Genomic DNA, 21,204 nt, shown 5'->3' with positions numbered 1-21,204 from the left:
GCGAGCAGCAGTCCACCGTGAACATTACCGAGTATCTCGCGATTAATCTGGCGACCGAGCGATGGACCTGCCGGGTGTGCGGGCAGGACATCGCGAACGCCCGCGAGAACTACAAGACCGGGCTGCTGGTCTACAACCGTGACCCGCGGGAGATTCACCGGCCGATCCTGGACGAGAGCTACGAGTTCACCTACGCCCCCGACCCGGCCTGGTGCCGGATCGTCGAGTTCTACTGCCCGGGTTGCGGGACGCAGGTGGAGAACGAGTACCTGCCGCCTGGTCATCCGCTGACACACGACCTCGAACTCGATATCGACGCGTTGAAGCGTCGTCACCTCAGCGTTGTGGAGGGCTAGGGACATGCGGCAGGTAAGCGTTGACATCGGTGGTACGTTCACCGACTGCTTTCTTGTCTACGACGACGCCTACATCGAGGCGAAGTCGCTGACCACGCACCACAACCTCGCCTCCGGGTTCATGGATGCCCTGGCAAAGGCCAGCGCCCAGGCCGGCCTGGATGTGCAGACGGTGCTTTCGACCGTCGACGCGGTGCGTTACGCCACGACCCTCGGGACGAACGCGCTCATCGAACGCAGCGGTCCGGCGGTCGGCATCCTCACCACCGCCGGTTTCGAATCGACCGTGCCGCTGATGCGGGCCCGTGGCTACGGCGATGGGCTGACCGAGGCCCAGCAGTCCGACCTGCCCGCCGCGGACCGGCCGGTGTCGCTGGTGCCGGTGACCCGGATCGCCGGAGTGCAGGAACGCATCGACTACGGCGGCACAGCGGTGCTGTCCATCGACGAGGGCGACGTGCACCGCCAGGTGCGCAAGCTGGTGGACGAGGGCGCGCAGGCGTTCGTGGTCGCGCTGGTCAACGCGGTGATCAACCCGGCCCACGAGAAGGAAGTCGAGCGGATCATCCTCGACGAGTACCCCACGCACATGCTGGGGGCGATCCCGATCGTGCTGTCGCACCGGGTGACCGGCCGCAAGGGTGAGTACGCCCGGACCATGTCGGCGGTCATCGACGCCTACCTGCACAGCCAGATGTACCACGGGCTGGCGTCGCTGGAGATCGAGCTGCGCCGCAACGGCTACACCAAGCCGATGCTGCTGGTGCACAACACCAGCGGCATGGCCCAGCTGAACTCGACCTCCTCGCTGCAGACCATCCACTCCGGACCGGTCGCCGGGCTGGAGGCCACCAACTACCTGTCGAAGACCTACCACCAGCCCAACGTCATCGCCACCGACATGGGCGGCACCAGCTTCGACATCGGCCTGGTCACCTCCGACGGGGTGAAGTTCTACGACTTCAACCCGGTCATCGACCGCTGGCTCGTCTCCACCCCGATGACCTACCTGCACACCCTCGGCGCCGGCGGTGGCTCCATCGCCCGCTACGACCGCCTGTGGGAGGCCATCGAGGTCGGCCCGGAAAGCGCCGGTTCTGACCCGGGCCCGGCCTGCTACGGCCGGGGCGGGCGGTTCCCGACCACCACGGACGCGAACCTAGTGCTGGGCTACCTCGACGCGGACAACTACGCCGGTGGCACGATCAAGCTCAGCCTGCGCCGGGCGCAGCGGGCCATCGAGGAGCACATCTGCAAGCCCACCGGACTGAGCCTGATCGAGGCGGCGAAGGCGATCAAGCGCAAGGTGGACAGCAACATGGCCAACGCGATCTTCAAGGAGGTCGCGGTCAAGGGCTATAACCCGAAGAACTTCGTCGCGCTCAGCTACGGCGGCGGTGGTCCGCTGCATGCCTGCGGATACGCCAACACGCTGGGTATCCAGAATGTGCTGATCCCGCCGTTCAGCTCGGTGTTCTCCGCGCTGGGCGCCGGCAATATGAACCAGCTGCACATCCACGAGTACTCGCTGTACCTGATGGTCTACGACGCCACCACCCGCAAGATGTTGGACGACTTCCAGATCTTCAACGACACGGTGACGGAACTCGCCGCGAAGGGCCGCGACGACCTCCTCCGCCAGGGCGCCGACCCCGCCAACATCCGCTCGCGGGTGGAGCTGGACATGCGCTACGGCAACCAGCTCGCCCAGATCGGGGTCGTGTCGCCGTTCGACCGGCTCACCTCACACCGCGACGTGATCAAACTGCTGGACCTGTTCAGCAGCATCTACGCCAAGCGGTACGGCGAAGGCAGCCAGGCACCCGAGGCCGGTGTGCGCATCAACGTCATCCGCGTGGTCAGCTACGTCGAACGCGACAAGTTCGACCTGCAGCCCACCCAGGCCGAGCCGCGCCCCGCGTCGAACCCCGCCCGGTGGCGGGAATGCCACTACCCGGGCATCGACGGCGCGGTCAAGACCGCCGTTTACGACTTCGCCGACCTCGAAGAAGGCCACGTCATCGAGGGCCCCGCCCTGATCGAAACTCCGAGCACGACCTACCTCGCCGAACCCGGATGGCAGCTGACCATCGGCCGCACCGGCTCCGCGGTGCTCGTTCGGACCATCTGAGCGGGCTCCCCGCTCAGGAGGTTTCATCCCGATGGCGTAGCTGGCCGGCTAGCGCGTATTGATGGAAAATTCTTGTACTGAGCAGAACGCGTTGTCGGGTTGATGGAAACCAGCAAAGTCGGCGTCATCAACCCCTCGTCCGTTTCGCGTAGCCTGTGCCGGGCCTGGGAAGCCGCTCGCCCTCGCCCGCCAGGCACGTCTTACCAGAAGGTGTAGATTCATGAGCCAGCCCGACCACGCTGACGGCAAGTCGCTCGTCGAGAAGTTCCTCGAAGAAAACGTCCTGTTCCTCGGGCCCGACCCCGAGATCATGCAAAGCCACCATCTCGCCCCGGAGTCGCCCCGCGAAACGGAGGCGCTCGCGCGGTTCACCGATCCCGAGCAGATCAACCTGGTGCGGCACAAGCTGCAGACCGCGTGTAACGAGTCCTTCGACATGGTCGAGCAGATGGGCGCGGCGCCGGGCGCGAAGTGGGGCGACCTGATCTCCGGGGTGTGGACGGCCTCGGGTGACCTCGCCCTGTCCAGCATGGGTGGTGTGCTGCTGTTCTCGGTGCTCACGCAGCACCCGGTCAAGTTCATTGTCAAGTACTGGGTGGATGAGCCGACGGTCGGGGTCCGTGAGGGCGATGTCTTCATGCACAACGACGCCCGCTACGGCAACGTCCACAACACCGACCAGAGCATCCTCATCCCGGTTTTCCACGAGGGGCAGCTGATCTGCTTCGCCGGCGCGGTCTGCCACGAGGGGGAGAACGGCGCCACCGAACCCGGTGGTATGCCCTCGGCGGCGGAATCCCCGTTCGACGAGGGATTGAAGATCTCGCCGATCAAGGTCGGTGAGAACTACACGTTCCGCCGTGACCTCATGACCTTCCTGCAGAACTCGGTGCGCGAGCCGAAGCTGCAGCTGGAGGGCATGAAGGCCAAGCTGTACGCGGCGATGCGGACAAGGGACCGGATCCACGACACCATCGCCGAGTACGGTGTCGACGCGGTCATCGCCACGTTGCGGCGCACCCTGACTGACACCGCCGACGAGGTCCGCCGCCGGCTGAGGTCGTGGCCGGAGGGCACCGTGCGGCAGAACGTCTTCGCGGACGGGACGCTGCGCGAGAACTGTCTGGTCAAGATCAGACTGGCGATGACCAAGAAGGACGACGAGCTGATCCTGGACTTCCGGGGCTCGTCGCCGGAATTCCTGAACCGAGCCAACAACACGATCCTCTCGTCGATGAAGGGCATGCTGGCCCAGGAGTTCCTGACCTTCGTGTGGCCGGACCTGCCGCGAAACCAGGCGGTGTTCGAGCCGATGACCGTTCTCACCGACCCGCGGTCGGCGCTGAACTGTTCGCCGGAGGCGCCGAACGCGCAGAGCATGATGACGTTCTTCCCCTCCTTCACCGCGGCCCAGCTGGCGACGCCGAAGCTCCTCTACAGTGCGGGTGAACGCTCTACGGACGTCATCGCCGGCTGGTTCAACATGATCGTCACGTTCATCTACGGTGGCGTCACCCAGCACGGCGAGCTGGTGGGCAACGTGTGTGCCGACCTCAACGGCATGGGCGGGGCCGCGCGGTCCAACCGGGACGGCGAGCACGCGGTCGCCCCGATCTTCGCGCCCATGGCCGACATCGGGGAGCAGGAGCTCATCGAGGAAGAAGTCCCGATTCTCAAGATAGTGCCGAACAGGGTGATGCGGGACAACCAGGGCTTCGGCAAGTTCCGCGGCGGCCAGGGCTACCAGCAGATCGCCACCGTCAAGGACAGCGCCATGTGGGGCTTCATGGCGTGCAGCATCGGCTCGAAGTTCCCCAGCTCGCACGGCATCTTCGGCGGCTACGGCCCCGGCGCCTACCCGCTGTGCAAGATCAAGAATGTCGACATCTTCAAGGTGATGGACAACCAGCGCGAACTGCTGCGCTACACCGTCGAGGAACTGATGAACGAGCGCCCGTTCCCGGACGCGACCTACTCGACGCATCACATGGGCATGCAGTTCGAGCTCGCCGAGCGCGGCGAGCTGTACATGCTCACCCAGGGCACCGGCGGTGGCTACGGGGACGTGCTCGAACGCGATCCCGAGCTGGTGGCTTCCGACTACCGCGACGGCCTGGTGTCCATGGACACCGTCCGCGACATCTACCACGTGGTGCTCAACCCCGACACCGCCGCGGTGGACGCCGAGGGCACCACGGCGGCCCGGGAGGCCGAGCGGGCGGCTCGGCTGCGGCGGGGCAAGCCGTACGCGGAGTTCGTCCAGGAGTGGGAGACCGAGACGCCTCCGGCCGACGTGCCGTTCTTCGGCTCCTGGGGCGATCCGCAGGTGCTGTTCCGCGGCACTCCGCAGGACACCTGCCCCGCGGACGCGATCGTGCCGGTGATGATGCCCGACCCGAAGGACGTGCGGATCGCGCAGCTGGAGGCCAAGCTGGCGGAGCTGCAGGACTGACGGTGCAGGACTGACGGTGCAGGGCTGACGGCGCGGGCCTGATGCTGCGGGACCGATCCTGATGCTGCGGGACTGATGAGGACGGCGGGAGAACGATGAACGCTGCGGACGACTGGATCCACGCCAGGCGTGACACCCTGACCTGGCTGGACTGCGACCGGTACGTGTGGAGGGTCTTCGCCGGCGCCCCCGAGCGCTGGTATGACGATCCGGCCACGCTGGTCGCGGCGAGTGCACAGGCACACCGGTTACTGCGGTCCGATGTGTACGGTGCCAACGTCTCAGGTCCGTTCTCCCGCTACCTCGCCGGTGGTAGCGAGGCCGCTGCCGTCTGTACGGCGTTGGAGCTGCCGGCGCCGCGCCGCGTGCTGGCCGACACTCTCGACGCGCTGCTGCACCAGTTCGGCGATCGTGTCGACCTGGTGCTGGACTGCCCGTCACCGCGCAGGCTGCTCGCGCCCGGTGCGGAGGTCGACTTCGACGCGCTCGACGACGTCGCGACCGGCCTGCTGGAGGTGATCCGCTCGGTGGCGGACCGGCCGGTCCGGGGGCTGCAGATCACCTGTGACACGGCGGGCGGGCCGGATGAGGACGAGACCGACGCCTGGTCGAGTCTGCTGGCCGCGGCCGGGCACTACGGCTGGATCACCGCGGTCCGACTGAACGGCGTGACCGGCCCCGACCAGCTCGACCCCAAGCTGCCCGGTGACCTGCTGCTCCTGCCGCACCTGCCAGCCGACGTCCTGCTCGACGACCGGCGCTACGGCGGGGGACTGCCAGCGGAGGTGTGGAGCGATACGAGCGAGGCCGCCCGGCTGGTCGACGCCGCCGCCAAGCGTGGGTTCCGGTTCGGTGAGATCCCCACCGAGGCCTCCCCGGAAATCGTGCTGACCAGGCTCACCGCCCTGGCCGCCGGCAGGCACTGAAGGGATTCGGCGTGGACGACGTGGAGATCGTGGGCTGGGGTCATACCCCGGTTGGCCGTCTCCAGCATGTGATGGCGGTCCTGCAGCTCACCGGTAACGCCGGGGCGATGCAGATCCCCGGGGCCACCGTCGCCGGGGTGTTCAACATGGGTGGCCTGGCGGTCGCCAACTATGCGAGTGTCCTGGAGCGTGTGCGATGAGTGATCTCACCGGGAAAAGTGACCTGACCCTGAAAGCGGTGTTCGTCGACGCGTTGGACCGGTTCGGTGCGCGTCCCGCCCTGCACTACCAGGGGCGGACCTACGGGTACGGCGAGATCGTGGCCGCGGCGAACCAGCTCGCGCACCGGCTGCGCGCGGCGGGGGTGGGGCCGGGGGTGTCGGTGGCGTTGATGATGTCCAACCGGCCCGAGTACATCGTCGCTGATCAGGCGATCCTGCGGTGTGGTGCGGTCAAGGTGGCGCTCAACGACATGCTGTCGGCCAGCGAGATCGACTACATCCTGCGGGACAGTGAGGCCCGGGTCGTCCTCGCCGATGCGGGGATGCTCCCGGCGGCGCTGAACTCCGCGCCGCCCCTGTTGGAGACGGTCATCGCCGTCGCCGACCCGGACGACTGCCCGGGCGGGGTGGTGGCGTGGCGCGACGCGCTGGCCGGGCAGCCGACCACCGTGCCGGAGGTCGCCCCGGCACCCACCGACCCGGGGTTGATCGTCTATACCGGGGGTACGACCGGTCTGCCCAAGGGGGTGATGCACACCCAGCGGAATCTCGCGCTCAATCTGTTCTCGCATGTGATGGAGATGGGGCTGCTCGACGACGAGGTGCTGCTGGTGATGTCGCCGCTGCCGCACAGCGCGGGTTTCCTGCTGCAGGCCGGGATGCTCAAGGGAGCCCGGCACTTCCTGGAGACCAGGTTCGACCCGGAGCTGGTGCTTGAGCGGATCACCGCCGACCGGGTGACCTTCACGTTCATGGTACCTACGATGATCTATCGGGTGCTCGACCGGGCGGCGGGCTGCGCGTTGGATCTCAGCTCGCTGCGGACCATCCTGTACGGTGCCGCGCCGATCACCCGGGAGCGGCTGGAGCAGGGCCTGGAGGTGCTCGGCCCGGTGTTCATGCAGCTGTACGGGCAGTCGGAGGCGCCGAACTTCATCACCCGTCTTCGCCATGAGGATCATCGTCTTGATCCTGACGGGGAGCATCGGCTGGCCAGTTGTGGTCAGCCGGTCGTCATGGCCGCGGTCAAGGTGGTCGACGAGGCTGGCCGGGAGCTGCCCCGCGGTCAGGTCGGGGAGATCGTCGCCGCCACGCCGTACACGATGGTGGGGTATCGGGGCCGGCCCGAGCAGACCGCCAAGGCGTTGCGGGACGGGTGGTTGCACACCGGGGATATCGGGCGGATGGATGCCGAGGGGTACGTCTATCTGCTGGATCGCAAGAACGATATGATCATCACCGGTGGGATGAACGTGTACAGCACGGAGGTGGAGAACGCGGCGGCGGCCTGTCCGGGGGTTGGGCAGGTCGCGGTCGTCGGGGTGCCGCATCCGGACTGGGGTGAGGCGGTCGTGGCGTTCGTCGTGCCCGACGATACCGGTGCGTTCGACGAGGCCAAGCTGCTGGCGCACTGCCGGGTGGAGCTTGCCCGGTACAAGCAGCCCAAGGCCGTGCGGGTCGTCGAGGCCCTGCCGACCACCGTGTACGGCAAACTGGACAAGAAGGCGCTGCGGGCCGGCTGGCCCGGTTGGTGACGCCCAAAGTATTGCGGCCTGGGCGGCCAGTGCGAAAATCAGCTCGAGGGCCTGTGAGTATCGTCACGAACGCGTGGCAGGGGAGCCGGGCGGGGAGCCCTCGGAAGCGAGGCGAGCTGGATGGACACCAAGGCACGTCCCACGCTGGCCGTGTCCACGAAGTTTCAGGCACCCACCTATGACACCCAGCTGGTCGGCCGGGACCGGCTCCTCGACGTGTTGCGGGACGGCCGGGCCCGGCGGCTGGCTTTGATCCACGCGCCGGCCGGGTTCGGGAAGACCACGCTGGCGGTGCAGTGGCAGCGGGTGCTGCGCGCCGAGGGGGTGCCGGTGGCGTGGCTGAGTCTCGACCGGGACGACAACGACGCGGTGTGGTTCCTCAGCCATCTCATCGAGGCGGTGCGCCGGGTCGAACCGACCCTGGCCGGTGACCTGGTCGAGGTGCTGGAGGGGCATTCCGACGACGCGCAGCGGTATGTGCTCACCGAGCTGGTCAATCAGGTTGCCGAGCATCGGCGGCCGTTGGCGGTCGTGCTCGACGACTGGCATCTCATCGATGCCCCGCAGGCCGTTGCCGCGTTGGAGTTCCTGCTGGAGGTGGGTCCGGCCAACCTGCATCTGATCGTCACCAGCCGGACCCGGTCGCCGGCCGTGGGCCGGCTGAAGGTGCGTAACCAGGTGACGGAGATCGACGCCACGCAGCTGCGGTTCGACCATCGGGAGTCCGCGGCCTTCCTGCTCGAGCTCAACGCGTTGGATCTCGACAGCACGGACGTGCATCGGCTGTGGTCGAGTACCGACGGCTGGGTCGCCGCGTTGCAGCTGGCGACCCTGTCGCTGCGTGACAGCGCCGACCCGTCGGCGTTGATCCGCGGTTTCTCCGGGCGGCATCACTCCCTGGGTGACTATCTCGCCGAGAACGTGCTCGATGCGCTGCCCGCGGATCTGCTCGACTTCCTGCTCACGACTTCCGTCTGTGATCGGCTCTGCGGTGATCTGGCGGCGGCGGTGAGTGGGCAGCGGCGGGGGCAGGCGCTGTTGGAGGAGCTGGAACGGCGGGACCTGTTCCTGCGGCCGCTCGACGACAACCGGGAATGGTTTCGCTATCACCATCTGTTCGCGGGTTACCTGCGCCGCCGCCTGGAGCGTGATCATGAGGATTGGGTGGTGACCCTGCACCGGACCGCGTCGGCCTGGTTTGCTGATCATGGTCTGCTCGGTGAGGCGGTCACCCATGCCCTGGCTGCCGGTAACGACGCCGGGGCGGTGGATCTGGTGGAGCGGCGGGCCATGCACCTGGTGGAGCACAGCCGGATGGCCACCCTGCTCGGCCTGGTCAACAAGCTGCCGCCGGCGCTGCTGCCCGGCCGGCCGCGGCTGCAGATCGCGATCGCTTGGGCCAACTGTCTGCTGCAACGGGCGCAGCCCGCGCAGGTCGCGCTCGACCACGTGCGTGCCGCCCTGGCACCCGACGACACCAGCGACACCGGTAAGGACATCCTCGGCGAGGCCGATGTCGTCCAGGCCTGCATCGACGTCTACGGTGACCGGATCGACCGCGCCGCTGACCTGGTCGCCCCCTACATTGTGAAGAACTCCGGCTACCGGCCGTGGCTGGTCGCGGTGTCGTCCAACATCCGGACCTTCGTCGACATCCACACCTTCGCCTACGACACCGCGCAGGCGCGGCAGCGGTGGGCCAACGCCTTCCACGACACCACCCGCGGGCCTTTCGCCGGCGTGTACGGGCGCTGCTTCGCCGGGCTCGCGGCGTTCGCCCAGCTTGACCTGGTGGCCGCCGAACGCCTGTACCGGGAAGCCGTGGCCCTCGCCCGCGAAGCCGCCGGGCCGCGCTCGCACGCCGCCCGGCTGGCCGGCGCGCTGCTGGGCCGGCTGTACTACGAGCGGGGCGACACCGATGCCGCCGAGCGGCTGCTGGAGGAGTGCCATGAGCTCGGTGCCGAAAGCGGCGTCGCCGATCTTATGATCGCCACCTACTCCACGCTGGCCCGCATCAAGACCCTGCGCGGTGAGATCGAGGACGTCTGGCACCTGCTCGACGAGGGCAGCGAGGCGGCGAGCCAGCTCGTCCTGCCTCGGTTGTCGGCCGCCGTCGACCACGAACGCCTGCGGCTGCACCTGGCCCGGGGGGACCTCGGGCGCGCCCAGAACGTGCTCGCCCGCCACGGCGACGACGTCGCCCGCGGCGGCGACGGCATCGCCATGGCCACCCGCCACTACCAGCTCGCGATGCGCGCGCGGGTCATGGCCGCCCAGGCCGACTACGACGGTGCCCTGCGGCTGCTGTCCCAGATGCACCAGGAGAGCAGCTCCGTGGCCTGGCGGTACGCCGAAACGGCCGCGCGTATCGACCTCGCGGTGGTGCACTCGCTGACCGGCGACACCAACACCGCGCTGCGCACCCTCGTGCCCGCCGTCGTCGCCGGGGCCCGCCGCGGTCTGGTGCGCACCATTACCGACGCCGGACCGGAACTCCTGAAGATCATTGGCGAGTTGCGGGACGCGAGCCGGTGCCGCCGGTGGCCGGCGGAGTTGCCCACTGTGCCCTCCGACTACCTGTCCAAGCTGCTCGCCACGGCCCACGCGGACGCGGAACGGGCGGCGATCCCCATCATCGACCGCCTGGCCGAGCGGAACCCCGCTCCGGAAGAACCGCTCAACGCCCGCGAGATTGACATCCTCCGTCTGCTGGACCGCGGACTGTCGAACAAGGAAATCGCGCGTAACCTCGGCCTGACCATCAACACCGTCAAGTGGTATCTCAAGAGCATCTACACCAAGCTCGGGGTCGCTCGGCGCGGGGAATCGGTCTCGGAGGCCCGCCGCCGCCGGATCCTGACCTGAGCGCCCTGGTAGCCCTGAGGCCCTGGTAGCGGGTGCCGCTTCCACGACGGGGAGGACAGCGATGCCTGACACCCGGCTCAGCGAGGAGCAGGAAGCCCTGCGCAAGACCGTGGAGGCGTTCGCCCGCGAGGTGGTCGCCGCCGCGGCGGCGCGGCACGACGAGGAGAAGACGTTCCCGTACGAGGTCGTCGCGCAGATGGCCGACATGGGCCTGTTCGGTCTGCCGTTCCCGGCGGAGTACGGCGGGCAGGGCGCCGACTTCTTCGCCCTCTGCCTGGCCATCGAGGAACTGGCCCGGGCCGACTCGTCGGTGGCGATCACGCTGGAGGCCGGGGTTGGCCTCGGCGCGATGCCGATCTACCGGTTCGGCACGCCGGCACAGCGGGAGGAGTGGCTGCCGTTGCTCGCCAGCGGGCGGGCGTTGGCCGCGTTCGGGCTGACCGAACCAGAGGCGGGCAGCGACGCTGGCGGCACCCGCACCACCGCCCGGCTCGACGGCGGCGACTGGGTCATCAACGGCTCGAAGGCCTTCATCACCAACTCGGGTACCGACATCACCCGGCTCGTCACCGTCACCGCTGTCACTGGGCGGACCCCGGCCGGGCGCAAGGAGATCTCGTCCATCCTGGTGCCGGTGCCCACCCCTGGCTTCACCGCCGGCCCGGCCTACTCGAAGGTCGGCTGGCATGCCTCCGACACCCACCCGCTGGCCTTCGACGACGTGCGGGTTCCTGCGGAGAATCTGCTCGGTGCGCGCGGCCGCGGCTATGCGAATTTCCTGCAGATCCTGGACGAGGGCCGGATCGCGATTTCCGCGCTGGCCGTCGGGCTGGCGCAGGCCTGCGTGGACGAGAGCGTGAAATACGCGAAGCAGCGGGAGGCATTCGGCGCGCCGATCGGCCGCAACCAGGCAATCGCCTTCAAGATTGCCGAGATGGAGGTGCGGACGTACGTGGCCCGTGCCGCCTACTACGACGCGGCTTCCCGGATGCTCGCCGGCCTGCCCGTCAAGAAGGAGGCGGCGATGGCGAAGCTGTTCTCCTCGGAGGCGGCGGTGACGAATGCCCGCGAGGCCACGCAGATCCACGGCGGCTACGGGTTCATGAACGAATACCCGGTCGCCCGGCACTGGCGGGACGCCAAGATCCTGGAGATCGGCGAGGGCACCAGCGAGGTCCAGAAGATGCTGATCGCGCGCGAACTGGGTCTGTAGTGACGAGGCTCGCCAGAACACTGCCGGCACCCCGCGAAAGATCATCAGTGGCTGGTGGCCGGCCCGGGTGCCGGGTGCCGCGTTCCCGCGGCGAGCAGGGCGGCCAGGCCGAGCTGGTGCAGCAGGTCCGCCAGCTGCGGCCGGCTCATCGTCACCGCGCTGTAGGGGGTGGAGTTCAGCAGGCCGAAGGTGGCGTGGACGGCGGCGCGGGCGGTGTCCTCGGCGAGTTCGGGGCTGCGGGCGCGCAGCTGGGCGGCCCAGAGCTCGACGTAGCCGCGTCGCAGCCGGCGCACGGTGTGCGCGTCGGCCGGGTTCAGGCTGCTCAGGTCGCGATCCTGAACGCGGATCAGTTCGGGTGAGTCGAGAGCGAAGGAGACGTGCCAGCGCACGAGCGCGTCCAGCGTGCCGTCCGGACTGGGGGTGCCGTCCGGACTGGGCACCGCGGCCGCGCGACGGGTGCCCTCGGTGAGCAGGCGTTCACTGATGCCGATCAGCAGTTCGCCGAGGATCGCCTGCTTACTCGGGAAATGCTTGTACAACGCCGGCCCGGAGACGCCCGCGGCCCGGCCAATGTCGTTGATGCTCACCCCGTGGTACCCGCGCTCGGCCATCAGCCGGGCCGCGGCGGCGAGGATACGCTCCCGGCGCGATCCTGCTGGCGGCGGTTCTTCGAGGCTGAAGGACACGGTCGGCACATTACCGCCTTCCGGGACAGCCGGTGCCCGCCTGGTTAATACTGGCTAACTCAGGTTCTCAGTCGTCCGGCCCGGCCCGTGCCGGTTCACGCGGGGCCGCGGCCCGGCGCTCCACCGGTCCGAACAGGACGATCAACGGCACCAGGAAGAGTGCGGGCAGGATCACCCACAGCGGCCGCCCGGCCCACCAGGCCGCGGTCGGTTCTTCGGGCATCGGCAGCCCGACCGCCCGCATCGTGACCATCGCGAGCAGCAGGGCCGTCATGTGCCACAGGAACACGGTCATGATTACGGCGTTGCCCGTGACGACCGCCGCCCACGGCCGGCGCCGGGCCAGCATCCGGTTCAGGGCGGGTACGGCGAGCAGTATCAGACCGAGCTGGAAGACGGCGAGCACGGCGATCGCAGCGGTTGTCGGGAACATGTTGCTGAGCCTGGTTCCCTCGGTGGCGACCATCGATCGCGGATACTCGTCGAGCGTCGTCACCAGGGCCAGACCCGCCAGCCCGCAGAGCGCCGTCAGCAGCGCCCGCCGCGGCCCGCGCAGGGCGCCGTCCCGCCAGAAATACCCGAGCTGGTGGGCGAACACCCAGACGAGACCGGTGTTGACATAGCCGAACACCGTGCTGCCGGTGCCGAACCGCGCCAGGTCGACGAGCGCCACGGCCGCGCCCAGCAGCAGGATGAACCGGCAGCCGAACCGCCGATGGACCGCCGCGGTCACCGGCACGACCAGGATGACCCCCAGGTACGCCGCGAGAAACCACAGCGGCACCAGCACGGCCCGTCCATAGCGCAGCAGACCCGGGTAGTCGGGGACCGCGAGCAGCAGGACGGCGTCGACCGCCGCCCAGACGACGGCGAACACCGCCATCGGGGGCAGCAGGCGGCGCAGCCGCCCCCGCAGGAAGCGCCGCGCCCGCGGGCCCCAGGGAAGCGCGGGATCACCGCGCGGAGACCCGGGGGCGCGACCGGCCGCGTCCCAGGCCGCCAGGTGAGCGAAGCCACCGATGACGAAGAACACCGGCATCACCTGGAGCAGCCAGGTCGCGAGCCAGGCGAACGGTATCCGCGCGATCGGATTGGGCATCACGAGAACGCCCCCGCGAAAGTGGTCGATGGACAGGGCCCAGTGCCACAGCACCACGACACAGACGCTCGCCAGGCGCAGGAAGTCGACGTCGCGCGCCCGGGACGGCGGGGTGGACTCGACGAGTCGGCCCACGGACCGGCCCATGGAGCGCAGCCCGCCCCACGGTGACCACACACCGCCAGGTTGCCAGACGCGGCGCCCCGGCGATCGCCGGGACGGAGCCGGCGGGCCGCACGCTCACCCCATGACAGCAGACCTTGTCGGGCAGCCGGACCAGCGGTCTAGGAAGTCGCCCGCGCGGGCAGGGGGAGGGGGAGCGCGGGCAGGCCGTCGACGCTCGTGCCGTTGAACTCCTTCGACGCGCAGTAGGCGGCGAACTCCTCGTAGTCCATGAACGGGACGGCGTACCCGCAGCTGTCGCTGATCCGTTCCGCCGCGACGAGGATGACGGCGCGCAGCCCGGCGGCGCCCGCCTGCTCGGCGTCGAAGTGGGTGAGCAGCTCGGGGAAGCGGGGATCGTCCCGGAAGACCGGTTCGCCGCGGCCGTGCACCCGCACGATGGTCGGTGGCCCGGTGAAGGCGCACCACATCAGGGTGATCCGGCCGTTCTCGCGTAGGTGGGCGATGGTCTCCGCGTGGCTGCCGCCGAAGCCCAGGTAGGCCAGGGTCCGTTCGTCGAGCACGGCGAGCGTGCCGGCCCGACCCTTCGGGGAGATGTTCACGCTGCCCTGGGCGGACAGCGGCGCCGACGCCACGAAGAAGATCACCTGCTCCTCGATGAACGCCCGGAGCCGACCGTCGATGCGCTCGTAGGTCTTGCCCATCCCCTCAGTACCGGCCTCGTCTCGACAGCGTTACATCGTTTTCCGGCTGGCCGGAATCCGACCGGCCGGGGAGATGCGGGCCGGCATGACGAAGAAGACCGAATGTTGACCCTCCACGGCCGGATCGGATGGGGCACAGTGGCGAAATGGACCCGAGACGTGATCCGGCGAGGCTCAGCCTCGCCAGCTACCCTCTGAGCCAGACGATGCCCACGCGGTTCAGCGACATGGACAGCTTCGGTCACCTTAATAACGTCGCCATCGCCTCGTTGTACGAGGACACCCGAGTGAGACTGCACACCCGGTTGCTCCGCCCCGAGGACCCGGGTGGCCTGCCCGGGTTCACGCCCGTCGTCGCACAGCTCAGCATCCACTACCTGGCCGAGGCGCACTATCCCGCCACCTACGAGATCGGCCATGGGATAAGCCGGATCGGCGCGTCGTCGTTCGTGCATAGTGCCGGCCTCTTCCTCGACGAGGTCTGCCTGGGGCTGTGTGACACCGTCATGGTGCACCTGGTCGACGGCGTTCCCACCCCGCTACCTCCGGACCGGCGCGCCCTGCTGGAGTCGGTGTGGTTCCCGGTCCGCGCCGGTGGTCCGTCGCGGACGAGCGAGGAGGATGCGGACATCGCCACATCGGCGTCCCCGGCGTCCCCGTCCCCGGCGGTGACGCGGTCCGCGGCGGGCGGGGGAGGGCTGGCCGCGGGCGGTTCGATTCCCGGCCAGCCGTCTGGTGCCCGGCCGGTCCTTCCTCGCCCCGAGCAAGATAATCAACGGTGTTGACGCCCACCCAGCTATCATGATCAATGAAAGGCCGACGGGCCCGGCAGTCCCGGCAGGCCCGGTAAGCCGATAATCCATAGCCCCAGCTGGCTGGCGACGATCCGCGGCCGGCCGGCTGGATGACCAATCAACACTGGAATTTCACCGTCCGTTTTTTTTCTATTTCGCCGCCGGTATTCCGGAACGATATTTTTCTGCGGGGAGGTGCCGTGGAGACTCGCATGGAGTTCCGCTATCTCGTCTCGTTCCTCGCAATCGCCGAGGAACTGCACTTCGGGCGGGCGGCGGCCCGGCTGCACCTGGCCCAGCCGTCGCTGAGCCAGCAGCTCCAGCGCCTCGAACGGGAGGTCGGTGTCGAACTGGTCAGCCGGACCTCCCACGAGGTGCGGCTCACCGCGGCCGGCCGTGCGTTCGAGGTCGAGGCCCGGCGGGTCCTCGACACCGCGCGCCGGGCCGTGTCGGCGGCCCGGGAGGCGGCCTCGGGCCGCGTGGGCGTGTTGACCATCGGCTTCAACTTCCCCGCCGGGCAGCGGGTGCTCCAGCCGACCCTCGTCCGGTTGGGCGCCGACTACCCCGGCATCTCCACGGTTCTCTGGGAGGCTCGCAGCGGACCGACGCTCGCTGCCCTGCACGACCGCAAGGTGGACGTGGCGCTCGTGTTCGGCGGGGCGCCGGCCGCCGGGCTGCAGTCGCGACGGATTCTCACCCTGCCGCTGGTCGCCATCGTCGGCCACCACCATCCGTGGGCCGACCGCCAGCAGGCGTCGTTCCGGGAGCTCGCGCGCCAACGGTGTGTGTTGTTCCGGCGGGAACAGAGCCCCGCCATGCACGACGCGATCCTCGCCGCCGCCGGCCGGGCGGGCATCAGCCTGACGGTCGCCGACGAGGTCGACGACTCGAGTGCCACGGGGATCATCGTCACGACGAAGTCGGTTGTGGGATTCGCCTCGTCCGTCCGCAGCGGTTTCGTGCCCGGCAAGGGCCTGGCGGCCGTGCGGCTCGTCGAGCCGGTGCCCACCGTCGGGGTGCAGGTGGTCTGGCACCCCGACCCGCCGCCCGTCGTCGAGGCGTTCCTGCGCAGCTTGGACAACGCGGGTCCCTTCGGGGAGGACGCCGTCCCCGCACCTCCCGCACCGCAGGTGCCGGTCCTCGCCCACGACGGGCAGCCGGCTTCCGGCGGCTGAGCCCGCACCCCTGCGGTACCTTTCGCGGCACCCCCGGCACTTTCGGGCCCCCGTGGCACCTTCGGGCCCCGTCGCCGGGCCGGCCCGATGTTCTTTGTCACGGGCCCGTTCGGCGGCGGCCCGTGTAGATGGCGATTGGCCGGGGCAATCGTCCGTTCGAAAGTTCCGTATTGCCGGCGACGGCGCCACCCAGCAGCATCGCGGATGACAGCGGAAATCCTCGCGCACCCTGGCGCCGAATGTTCCACATGTTCCCAACGGAACACCAAGAGCGGAACATCAAGATGAACGGATGAACGTATGCGGTTGACCGTCCTGGGCTGCCGGTCGGGAATGCCGACCGGCGGTCAGTGCAGCTCCAGCTACCTCGTCTGCACCGCGGAGACGAAGATGCTGCTGGACTGCGGCCCCGGCGCCGCGACGGCGCTGAGCGCGCTGGGGCACCCCGCAGCGCTCGACGGTATTGTGATCAGTCATCTGCATTCCGATCACTGCTATGATCTCCTCCCGCTGGGAAAGGCATTGCTGGCCAGTCGGGCCCGATATCCCATGCGATTCCCGACGCTCCCGGCACGTGATATTCCGGCGCGCAGCGAACCGATTCCTCTTTACCTTCCGCGGGGCGGCCTGGATACCTTCCAGGCATTGGCCGGGCTTTTCCCGGTCGCGACCATCCCGTTGCTGGACAAGGCGTTCGAGGTCGCCTTCGACGTCCGCGAGTACGACCCGGGGGAGACCTTTAAGATCGGCGACTGCATGGTCAGCCTGCACGGGCTGCGCCACGCGGTACCGAACTGCGGGATCCGCATCGAGACGGCGGGCGCCAGCCTCGCCTACACCGGCGACACCGGGGTGACCGACGCCCTCGTCGACCTCGCCCGCGGCGTCGATCTCCTCCTCGCCGAGGCCACTCTCGAGCTGACCGACGACAGCGGCCACGGCCACCTCAGCGCCCTCGACGCGGCCGAGGCGGCGCGGCTCGCCGGGGTGGGTCAGCTCGTGCTCACCCACTTCGTCACCGACGACCCTGAGTGGCTGGCTGCGCGGCGCGCCGAGGCCGAGCGGGTGTTCGACGGGCCGGTGCACCTGGCCGCCCCGGCCCGCAAGTTCGACATCGCATGACCTCCGCCGACGTCTTTCCGCCCCCCGTGGGCGGCGACCTGTTCCCGGGTGGCGACCTGTTCCCGGGATGCGATCACCCCTCGGGTGACGCAACTGCTCCGACGCGTGAAAGGCGACTGGTGTGACAGCCGTTTCCCGGCACGACGATGCTGCTGGACATGAACGGGACACAGGACAAGAGCGGGACGCAGGACAGGATCGCCCGGGCCGCCGTCCGCGGCGGCACCGGGCCCGGCTGGTCGTCACGGCGTTGTCCGCCGCGGTCGGCCTGCTCGCCGTGGCGGCCTGCGGCTCGGACAGCGACACCGCCTCCGGTACCCCGGCCGCGACACCGCAGGGTGACACCCCGGCGACCATTACCTTCCTGTCCTACAACTACGGCACCCCGGGTCTCGGCGGTACGGGAACCCAGGCACTGCTCGACGCCTTCGCCAAGGCGCACCCGAAGATCACGGTCAAGCCGCAGGGTGTCGCGGTGAAGGACGTCCTCACTCGGCTGCGCACCGACACCGCCGCCGGTGATCCGCCCGACGTCGCCCAGATCGGCTGGAGCAAGATGGCCGAGGCGGTCGAAGCCCTGCCGATCACCCCGGTCCAGAAGGTCGCCGGCAGCGAGTGGGAGCCGGCCACCGCCGGCATCTCGAAGAACATCCTGTCGGCCGTCTCCACCAACGGCGTCGTCGCGGCGATGCCGTACACGATGTCGATCCCGGTCATGTACTACAACGCCGACCTGTTCCGCGCCGCCGGCCTGGACCCGCAGCAGCCGCCGACAACCCTCGCCGACGTCAAGGCCGCCGCTTTGAAGATCAAGGCGACTGGTAAGGAGGGCGTCTACATCAGCGTCGTCGACAGCGGTAAGTCGGACTACCTGACCCAGTCGGTGGTGAATTCTAACGGTGGGTCGCTGGTCGATTCCTCCGGCGCGGTCACCCTCGACAAGCAGCCGGCCGTCGAGGCGCTGGCCACGATCGCCGATCTGACCGCCTCGGGTGCCCAGCCCGGGGTCAAGGCCGAAGCGGCCCTGGCCGCGTTCACCAAGGGTGACCTCGGCATGTTCGTCACCAGCACGGCGCTGCTCGCCAGCGCCCAGAAGGCGGCGACGGGCAAGTTCGAGCTGCGCACCGCGGGCCTGCCGTCCTTCGGCACCAAACCCGCCCGCCCGACCTACTCCGGCGCCGGGCTCGCGGTGCTGGCCAAGGACCCGGCCAAGCAGCGCGCCGCCTGGGAGTTCATCAAGTTCCTCACCTCCGACGAGGGCTTCGAGATCATCACCTCGAAGATCGGCTACCTGCCGCTGCGGCAGAGCGTGGCGACGAAGCTCGCCGACACCCCGATCGTGAAGCTGCTGGAACCGGCCCTCGACCAGCTCGACACCGTCACCCCCTACACCTCGTTCCGCGGGGCGAAGGCCAACCAGGCCGTCGTCGTGCTGCAGGACGAGGCCGTCGAACCGATCGTCCTGCGCGGGGCCGATCCCCAGGCGACCCTGAGCAAGGCCGCCGAGAAGATCCGCGCACTCTCCTCCTGATGATCGGCACCCGGCCCCGCGCGGCACGCCCGCGCGGGGCCCTCCCGGCCACGGTGGCACGCCGCGCTGTGCCGTGGCTCTACCAGGCGCCGGTGCTGGTGTCGCTGGCGGTCTTCGTCTACGGGCCGCTGGTCTTCGAGGCGTACCTGAGCCTGACGAACTGGGACCTGATCAAACCCGACCGGGACTTCGTGGGGCTTGCCAACTTCCGCGGCCTGTTCGAGGGCGAAGAGTTCCCCCGGGCGCTGAGCCGCACCGGCCTCTATGTCCTGGTGATGCTGCCCTTCGCGACGATCGTCCCGATGGCACTGGCGATCATGCTGTGGAAGCGGCCCGGTCGGACCAGCGACATCTACCGGGCCCTGCTGTTCCTGCCGGTGATGCTGGCCCCCGTCGCGAACGCGCTGTCCTGGCGGTTCGTCCTCGACCCGCTCGGTGGCATCGTCAACGTCGTCACCGGCGGGCTGGGCCTGGGCGAGCGGGACTGGCTCGGTGACCCCTCGACCGCCCTCGCCGCCATCTCGCTCATCACCGCGGCCCGGTTCGTCGCGCTCAACATGCTGCTCTACGGCGCGGCACTGGCCGCGATCGACCGGCGCTGCCTCGATGCCGCCCGCGTCGACGGCGCCACCGAATGGGAGATCACCCGCCGTCTCGTGGTCCCCCAACTGCGTGGCACCACGATCCTGCTGTCGTTCCTGTGCGCGGTGTTCGCCGGGCAGTGGACGTTCAACAACATCGCTGTGCTCACCCAGGGCGGCCCCGACAACACCACCGACAACGTCTACTACCGTCTGTACACTTACGGGTTCACCTACTTCGACGCCGGGACGGGCGCGGCGGCCGCGCTGACGATCGTGGTGGTGCTGTGCGCCCTGTTCGGCCTGTCGACGCTGGCCCGCCGCGCCGCCGGCACGCTCGGCGCCCCGGGCCGGGACCGGCCGACCACCCGGCTCGCGGCCGTCCTTGCCGCCCCGCTGACCGCACTGACCAGGAGGCGCCGTGCCGCGCTCTGACATCCGGGCCGCCCGCGCCGCCGGCCGGCACGTGGTACTCGCCATGGCGGTCGTCGCGATGCTCTTCCCGATGCTGTGGGCGCTGACCACCTCGTTCAAGCCGCCCGTGGACATCTACGGCGCCAGCCCGCTGCCCATCCCGGCCAGCCTGAGCAACTACCGCAACGCCATCGACGGGTTCCCCATCGGCCGGCTGCTGCTGAACACCTTCGTCATGGCGACGGGCGTGACCGTCCTGCACCTCGTCGCCGGGGTGCTCGCCGCCTGGTCGTTCGTCCGTTTCTCCCACGCCGGGCAGCGGCTCGTCTCCGCGCTGGTGCTCATCGCCCTCGTCGTCCCGCCGCAGGCCCTGATGATCCCGCAGTTCCTGCTGGTCGCCCGGCTGGGCTGGCGCAACACCTTCGCCGGGCTGATCGTGCCGCAGCTGGCCACCTGCTCGCTGGCGGTGCTGCTGCTGCGCGAGCACATCCGCGGCATCCCGCCGACCCTGCTCGGCGCCGCGACCCTCGACGGCGCCAGCCACGCCGAGACGCTGCGCCACATTGTCCTGCCGCTGCTGCGCCCCGCGCTCGCGGCGGTGGCCATCGTCGTGTTCATCACGACGTGGAACGAGTATCTCTGGCCCACCCTCGTCGCGCCCCACGCGGACACGACGACCATCCAGCCGGGCCTGCAGATGTTCGAGACCCAGGAGGGCCCAGAGTACGGCCCGCTGCTCGCCGGGGCCATGCTCGCCTCGATCCCGGTGATCATCGTCTACCTCTTCGCCTCCCGCCGCATCACCGACGCTTTCCTCCAAGCTGGCCTGAGATGAGCACCGGATGACCGACACCACCGTGACCAGCCGGCCGATCCTCGGCGAGGCGCCACCGCCGGAGCTCCCCGCCCCCAGCGGGGGGGTGCACTTCCGTGGGATCATGCGCCGGTACGGCGGCACCGGGCAGCCCGCGCTCGACGTCGCCGACCTGCATCTGCCGCACCGGTCCTTCACCGTGATCGTCGGGCCGTCGGGATGCGGGAAGTCGACCGCGCTGCGGGTCATCACCGGGCTGGAAACCCCCGACGAGGGCCGGTTGACGATCAACGGGGTGGACGTCACGGCGACGCCACCGGGCGCGCGCGGGGTCTCGATGGTCTTCCAGGACTTCGCCCTCTACCCGCATCTCACCGTCGAGCAGAACATCGCCTTCAGCCTGCGGCTCGAGGCGAAGCACAACCGCGGCCGCCTCGGGTTTCTGCGCCGGGGGGCGGGCGG

18 protein-coding genes are annotated in these 21,204 nt (G+C 69.2%); 15 read left to right on the top strand and 3 right to left on the bottom strand.

Annotated features, from left to right (window positions below):
• The first annotated feature begins 17 nt into the window (after nucleotides 1-17).
• The 8 genes from AC08OV_RS08545 (at nucleotide 18) to AC08OV_RS08510 (ending at nucleotide 11,699) form a co-directional block, all read left to right on the top strand.
• A complete protein-coding gene (locus AC08OV_RS08545; protein WP_476619520.1) occupies nucleotides 18-356 on the top strand; it encodes an acetone carboxylase subunit gamma in 339 nt (112 codons plus the stop codon).
• 4 nt (nucleotides 357-360) lie between these two features.
• Nucleotides 361-2,487: a hydantoinase/oxoprolinase family protein gene (locus AC08OV_RS08540; protein WP_476612768.1), complete on the top strand. Its 2,127-nt coding sequence runs from the start codon at nucleotides 361-363 to the stop codon at nucleotides 2,485-2,487.
• 220 nt (nucleotides 2,488-2,707) lie between these two features.
• Nucleotides 2,708-4,939 carry a hydantoinase B/oxoprolinase family protein gene (locus AC08OV_RS08535; protein ID WP_476612769.1) on the top strand — a complete coding sequence of 744 codons (2,232 nt, stop codon included), beginning with the start codon at nucleotides 2,708-2,710 and terminating at the stop codon, nucleotides 4,937-4,939.
• A 95-nt stretch (nucleotides 4,940-5,034) separates the two neighbouring features.
• Nucleotides 5,035-5,865 (top strand): hypothetical protein, encoded by an 831-nt coding sequence (locus AC08OV_RS08530; protein ID WP_476612770.1) that lies wholly within the window; start codon nucleotides 5,035-5,037, stop codon nucleotides 5,863-5,865.
• Between the two features lie 11 nt (nucleotides 5,866-5,876).
• Nucleotides 5,877-6,065: a hypothetical protein gene (locus tag AC08OV_RS08525; protein ID WP_476612771.1), complete on the top strand. Its 189-nt coding sequence runs from the start codon at nucleotides 5,877-5,879 to the stop codon at nucleotides 6,063-6,065.
• Nucleotides 6,062-7,621, top strand: a complete 1,560-nt coding sequence (locus AC08OV_RS08520; RefSeq protein WP_476612772.1) for a class I adenylate-forming enzyme family protein — start codon at nucleotides 6,062-6,064, stop codon at nucleotides 7,619-7,621. Before AC08OV_RS08525 ends, AC08OV_RS08520 begins: the two co-directional genes overlap by 4 nt.
• A gap of 120 nt (nucleotides 7,622-7,741) precedes the next feature.
• Entirely contained in the window at nucleotides 7,742-10,486 is a 2,745-nt protein-coding gene (locus AC08OV_RS08515) for a winged helix-turn-helix domain-containing protein (RefSeq protein ID WP_476612773.1), read from the top strand.
• 61 nt (nucleotides 10,487-10,547) lie between these two features.
• Entirely contained in the window at nucleotides 10,548-11,699 is a 1,152-nt protein-coding gene (locus AC08OV_RS08510; RefSeq protein ID WP_476612774.1) for an acyl-CoA dehydrogenase family protein, read from the top strand.
• A gap of 44 nt (nucleotides 11,700-11,743) precedes the next feature.
• On the opposite strand, the gene AC08OV_RS08505 is transcribed toward AC08OV_RS08510, so the two are convergent.
• The 3 genes from AC08OV_RS08505 to AC08OV_RS08495 form a co-directional block, all read right to left on the bottom strand.
• Entirely contained in the window at nucleotides 11,744-12,394 is a 651-nt protein-coding gene (locus AC08OV_RS08505; protein ID WP_476612775.1) for a TetR/AcrR family transcriptional regulator, read from the bottom strand.
• Between the two features lie 58 nt (nucleotides 12,395-12,452).
• Nucleotides 12,453-13,619, bottom strand: coding sequence for an acyltransferase family protein (locus tag AC08OV_RS08500; RefSeq protein ID WP_476619519.1), 1,167 nt, complete (start codon nucleotides 13,617-13,619; stop codon nucleotides 12,453-12,455).
• Between the two features lie 149 nt (nucleotides 13,620-13,768).
• Nucleotides 13,769-14,311 (bottom strand): pyridoxamine 5'-phosphate oxidase family protein, encoded by a 543-nt coding sequence (locus AC08OV_RS08495; RefSeq protein WP_476612777.1) that lies wholly within the window; start codon nucleotides 14,309-14,311, stop codon nucleotides 13,769-13,771.
• A gap of 206 nt (nucleotides 14,312-14,517) precedes the next feature.
• On the opposite strand from AC08OV_RS08495, the gene AC08OV_RS08490 reads away from it, so the two are divergent.
• From AC08OV_RS08490 to AC08OV_RS08460, 7 genes are all read left to right on the top strand, one after another.
• The gene (locus tag AC08OV_RS08490) at nucleotides 14,518-15,096 is read left to right on the top strand and encodes an acyl-CoA thioesterase (RefSeq protein ID WP_476612778.1); all 579 of its coding nucleotides are present in this window, start codon (nucleotides 14,518-14,520) and stop codon (nucleotides 15,094-15,096) included.
• Nucleotides 15,097-15,317: 221 nt separating this feature from the next.
• Nucleotides 15,318-16,280, top strand: a complete 963-nt coding sequence (locus AC08OV_RS08485) for a LysR family transcriptional regulator (RefSeq protein ID WP_476612783.1) — start codon at nucleotides 15,318-15,320, stop codon at nucleotides 16,278-16,280.
• Nucleotides 16,281-16,580: 300 nt separating this feature from the next.
• Nucleotides 16,581-17,402: an MBL fold metallo-hydrolase gene (locus tag AC08OV_RS08480; protein WP_476596176.1), complete on the top strand. Its 822-nt coding sequence runs from the start codon at nucleotides 16,581-16,583 to the stop codon at nucleotides 17,400-17,402.
• 121 nt (nucleotides 17,403-17,523) lie between these two features.
• Nucleotides 17,524-18,933 (top strand): ABC transporter substrate-binding protein, encoded by a 1,410-nt coding sequence (locus AC08OV_RS08475; RefSeq protein WP_476612779.1) that lies wholly within the window; start codon nucleotides 17,524-17,526, stop codon nucleotides 18,931-18,933.
• A complete protein-coding gene (locus tag AC08OV_RS08470) occupies nucleotides 18,933-19,949 on the top strand; it encodes a carbohydrate ABC transporter permease (protein ID WP_476619518.1) in 1,017 nt (338 codons plus the stop codon). Before AC08OV_RS08475 ends, AC08OV_RS08470 begins: the two co-directional genes overlap by 1 nt.
• Complete coding sequence (locus AC08OV_RS08465; RefSeq protein ID WP_476612781.1) at nucleotides 19,936-20,763, top strand: carbohydrate ABC transporter permease; 828 nt, start codon at nucleotides 19,936-19,938, stop codon at nucleotides 20,761-20,763. The genes AC08OV_RS08470 and AC08OV_RS08465 overlap by 14 nt, the downstream gene beginning before the upstream one ends.
• A 7-nt stretch (nucleotides 20,764-20,770) precedes the next feature.
• Nucleotides 20,771-21,204, top strand: a 434-nt coding sequence (locus AC08OV_RS08460; RefSeq protein ID WP_476619517.1) for an ATP-binding cassette domain-containing protein, incomplete at its 3' end; no start/stop codon positions are given.

The organism is Frankia sp. CeTa3Moorea, from assembly GCF_978021225.1.
Note: the sequence above shows the minus strand (reverse complement) of the source record. Positions and strands in the feature narration are given on the sequence as shown.

Excerpts from the sequence above, each read along its gene's own strand:
- AC08OV_RS08535 (WP_476612769.1), top strand. The coding sequence starts at position 2,708 with ATGAGCCAGCCCGACCACGCTGACGGCAAGTCGCTCGTCGAGAAGTTC.
- AC08OV_RS08510 (WP_476612774.1), top strand. The coding sequence starts at position 10,548 with ATGCCTGACACCCGGCTCAGCGAGGAGCAGGAAGCCCTGCGCAAGACC.
- AC08OV_RS08540 (WP_476612768.1), top strand. The coding sequence starts at position 361 with ATGCGGCAGGTAAGCGTTGACATCGGTGGTACGTTCACCGACTGCTTT.
- AC08OV_RS08480 (WP_476596176.1), top strand. The coding sequence starts at position 16,581 with ATGCGGTTGACCGTCCTGGGCTGCCGGTCGGGAATGCCGACCGGCGGT.
- AC08OV_RS08520 (WP_476612772.1), top strand. The coding sequence starts at position 6,062 with ATGAGTGATCTCACCGGGAAAAGTGACCTGACCCTGAAAGCGGTGTTC.
- AC08OV_RS08515 (WP_476612773.1), top strand. The coding sequence starts at position 7,742 with ATGGACACCAAGGCACGTCCCACGCTGGCCGTGTCCACGAAGTTTCAG.
- AC08OV_RS08490 (WP_476612778.1), top strand. The coding sequence starts at position 14,518 with ATGCCCACGCGGTTCAGCGACATGGACAGCTTCGGTCACCTTAATAAC.
- AC08OV_RS08485 (WP_476612783.1), top strand. The coding sequence starts at position 15,318 with ATGGAGTTCCGCTATCTCGTCTCGTTCCTCGCAATCGCCGAGGAACTG.
- AC08OV_RS08530 (WP_476612770.1), top strand. The coding sequence starts at position 5,035 with ATGAACGCTGCGGACGACTGGATCCACGCCAGGCGTGACACCCTGACC.
- AC08OV_RS08470 (WP_476619518.1), top strand. The coding sequence starts at position 18,933 with ATGATCGGCACCCGGCCCCGCGCGGCACGCCCGCGCGGGGCCCTCCCG.
- AC08OV_RS08495 (WP_476612777.1), bottom strand. The coding sequence starts at position 14,311 with ATGGGCAAGACCTACGAGCGCATCGACGGTCGGCTCCGGGCGTTCATC.